Genomic DNA, 2858 nt, shown 5'->3' on the forward strand with positions numbered 1-2858 from the left:
GGCGACCGCCGGGCGCCCCGCGCGGTCGATCTCGACCTCGACGGCCGCATGGGCCAGCTCGAACCCGGTCCTGGCGGGGTCGGTGAACAGGTCGCGGCCCCGCCCGCGCAGCACCAGCGGGCCGGTGAGCTCACGGCCGCCGGCGATGTCGACGGTGCTGGTGCGCCGGATCGAACCCGGTCGGCGCCGGGGGGTCGCCGTCGCCGGGGTGCGCGGTCCATGGCCGGGATGGCCTGTGCGGATCATCGCCACTCCCCCTGTCTGTTCGAAAACGTGCTCCGGCCGCGGGGTCGCCACCGCGCCCCCGCGGCCGCGAGCCCTAGCGGGGCCCGAAGCGCTGGGCGCCGTCCAGGCGGATCGTCTCGCCGTTGAGGTAGGGGTTGGTCAGGATGTGGGTGACCAGCGCGCCGTACTCCGACGGGTGGCCCAGGCGCTTCGGGAACGGCACCGCCGCGCCGAACTTCGCCAGCGCCTCCGGCCCGACCGACTCCATGATCGGCGTGCGCATGGTGCCCGGCGCGACGCAGACCACCCGGATGCCGAGCGAGCCGAGGTCGCGGGCCGCGGCGAGGGTGAGGCCGACGACGCCACCCTTGGCCGCCGCGTACGACGACTGGCCGATCTGGCCCTCGAAGGCGGCGATGCTGGCCGTGGTCACGACCGCGCCGCGCTCGCCGTCCTCGCCGGGCTCGGCGCGTGCGATCGCCGCGGCGGTCAGGCGCAGCACGTTGTACGTGCCGTTGAGGTACAGATCGACGGTCTTGCGGAAGCCGTCCATCGACGCCGGCGAGCCGTCGCGCTGCACGACCTTCTCGGCGACGCCGAAGCCGCCGTGCGCCGCCACCGCGTAGCGCAACGTGCCGAGCTCCCCGGCCGCCTCGATCGTCGCGAGCACCGAGTCGTCGTCGAGCACGTTGGTACGCGAGTACTTCACCGCGTCGCCGAGCTCGGCGGCGAGCTTCTCGCCGCGCTCGTCGTTGAGGTCGGCGATGATCGCCGACCCGCCCGCGGCGACGATCGCCCGCACCGTGGCCTCACCGAGGCCGCCCGCTCCGCCGGTCACGAGGGCGACGTTGCCTGCCAGTGTCATCCGGTCCCTTTCCCGTCTGTGTCGTCCAGTCGCTCGGCCGTCCGGCCGCTGGGCTGTTCAGCCCCGCTGGGACGACAGAATTGTCACCGCGGACACCGCCGTGGGGCCACCGATGTTGTGCGCGAGCGCCGTGCGGGCGCCGTCGACCTGGTTGGCCGCCTCGCCGCGCAGCTGCTCGAACAGCTCCACGCACTGGGCGACGCCGGTGGCGCCCGGCGGGTGCCCCTTCGCCTTCAGCCCGCCGCTGGGATTGACCGGCTTGGCCCCGCCGACGCTGGTCACACCGTTCTCGATCAGCTTGTAGGCACCGAACTTCTCGGCGAACCCGAGGTCCTCGTAGCTGATCAGCTCGACGCCGGTGAAGCAGTCGTGCACCTCGGCGACGTCGATGTCGTCGGGGCCGAGCCCCGCCATCGTGAACGCGGCCTTCGCCGCCTTGACCGTCGGCGGGAACGTGGTCATGTCCTTCTTGTGCTGGTGCATGACCCGGTCGAGGCCGAGCCCGACGCCGCGCACCCAGACGGGACGGTCGGTGTAACGCTCGACGACGTCCTCGGAGACGAGCAGCAGCGCCGCCGCGCCGTCGCTCTGCGGGGTGCAGTCGTAGAGGTTGAACGGGGCGACGACCACGGGCGAGTTCATCGCCTGCTCGACGGTGATCTCGTACCGCAGCTGCGCCTTCGGGTTCGGCACCGCGTGCTTGTGGTTCTTCACCGCGACCATGGCGAGGTGTTCCTTGGTCGCCGGCGACTCGTGCAGGTAACGGGCGACGTGCAGGGCGAAGTTCGCCGGGGCGACCAGGCCGAGCGGGTAGTCCCAGGCCATGTCGCGGGTCAGGCCCGCCCATTCCCAGAACGTGCTGCGCGCCGAGGACTCGCGCACCTTGTCCGCGCCGACCACGAGCACGACGTCGAACGCCCCGGACGCCACCGCGAAGGTGGCGTTGCGGACCGCGTCGTTGCCCGTCGCGCAGGCGTTCTCCACCCGGGTGACGGGGATGTCGAGCAGCCCGCAGGTGTCCGCCAGGATGCCCGTCGGGAAGCCGTCCGAGGTCGTCAGCTCACCGAACCAGGCCGCCTGGATGTCGTCGCGGTTCAGGCCCTTGTCGACGTGCGCGGCCATCTCGGAGACCGCCATCGGCAGCAGTTCCTTGATGCCCAGGTCGAAATGCTCGCCGAACGCCGTCATGCCGGCGCCGACCACCGCCACTCGCCTCATCGCACCGCTCCCTCGCCTGCGTCCGCGGCCGTGGCCGCATCCGGGTACAGCGCATATCCGTAGTCCGGAATTCCTGAGCGCACCGCGACCCGGCGCAGCACCAGCCGCCCCCGGTCGCCGATCTGCACCGTCCCGGCCGGCGCGGCGGTCACCTTCACCAGCGCGCGCACGTCAACCCCGTCGAGCTGGACGATCGCCAGCGAGTACGGCGTCGGCAGGCCCGGCACGGGGACGTGCACGGTGACGACCGTGTAGACCTCGCCGGTGCGCGGCAGCGGGGTCAGCGACCAGCCGTCCTCGGAGCCGCAGTTCAGGCACCGTCGCCGCGGCGGCAGCGCCAGCGTCCCGCAGGCGTCGCACTTGCCGGCGTCCCAGCGCACCTTCGCGTCGAAGGCCCGCTCGTAGGCGGCCAGCGAGATCGCGATGTCCGGCCCGGGGGTCCGGGTCAGCTTCTCCGGCGCCAGCAGCGCCGGCTCGTCGCGGCGCACCGCGGGCACCCCGTCGACGCGCAGCGCCGTCGCCGACCCCTGCTCGACGGCGTGGACCAGCC

At 72.9% G+C, this 2858-nt stretch carries 3 protein-coding genes and 1 pseudogene; all 4 read right to left on the bottom strand.

The features are described 5' to 3' along the window. Nucleotides 1-246: pseudogene (locus ND748_RS29345) on the bottom strand (hypothetical protein); the annotation flags it as partial. A 73-nt stretch (nt 247-319) separates the two neighbouring features. Further along, a complete protein-coding gene (locus tag ND748_RS29350; protein ID WP_251749441.1) occupies nt 320-1090 on the bottom strand; it encodes an SDR family NAD(P)-dependent oxidoreductase in 771 nt (256 codons plus the stop codon). Nucleotides 1091-1147: 57 nt separating this feature from the next. Next, nucleotides 1148-2308, bottom strand: coding sequence for a thiolase family protein (locus tag ND748_RS29355; protein ID WP_251749442.1), 1161 nt, complete (start codon nt 2306-2308; stop codon nt 1148-1150). Beyond that, nucleotides 2305-2858: Zn-ribbon domain-containing OB-fold protein (locus ND748_RS29360; RefSeq protein WP_251749443.1), on the bottom strand; the 554-nt coding region annotated here is incomplete at its 5' end. The genes ND748_RS29355 and ND748_RS29360, both read right to left, overlap by 4 nt.

The sequence above is a fragment of the Frankia sp. AiPs1 genome (assembly GCF_023716945.1).
Taxonomy (GTDB): Bacteria; Actinomycetota; Actinomycetes; order Frankiales; family Frankiaceae; genus Frankia.

Excerpts from the sequence above, each read along its gene's own strand:
- ND748_RS29350 (WP_251749441.1), bottom strand. The coding sequence starts at position 1,090 with ATGACACTGGCAGGCAACGTCGCCCTCGTGACCGGCGGAGCGGGCGGC.
- ND748_RS29355 (WP_251749442.1), bottom strand. The coding sequence starts at position 2,308 with ATGAGGCGAGTGGCGGTGGTCGGCGCCGGCATGACGGCGTTCGGCGAG.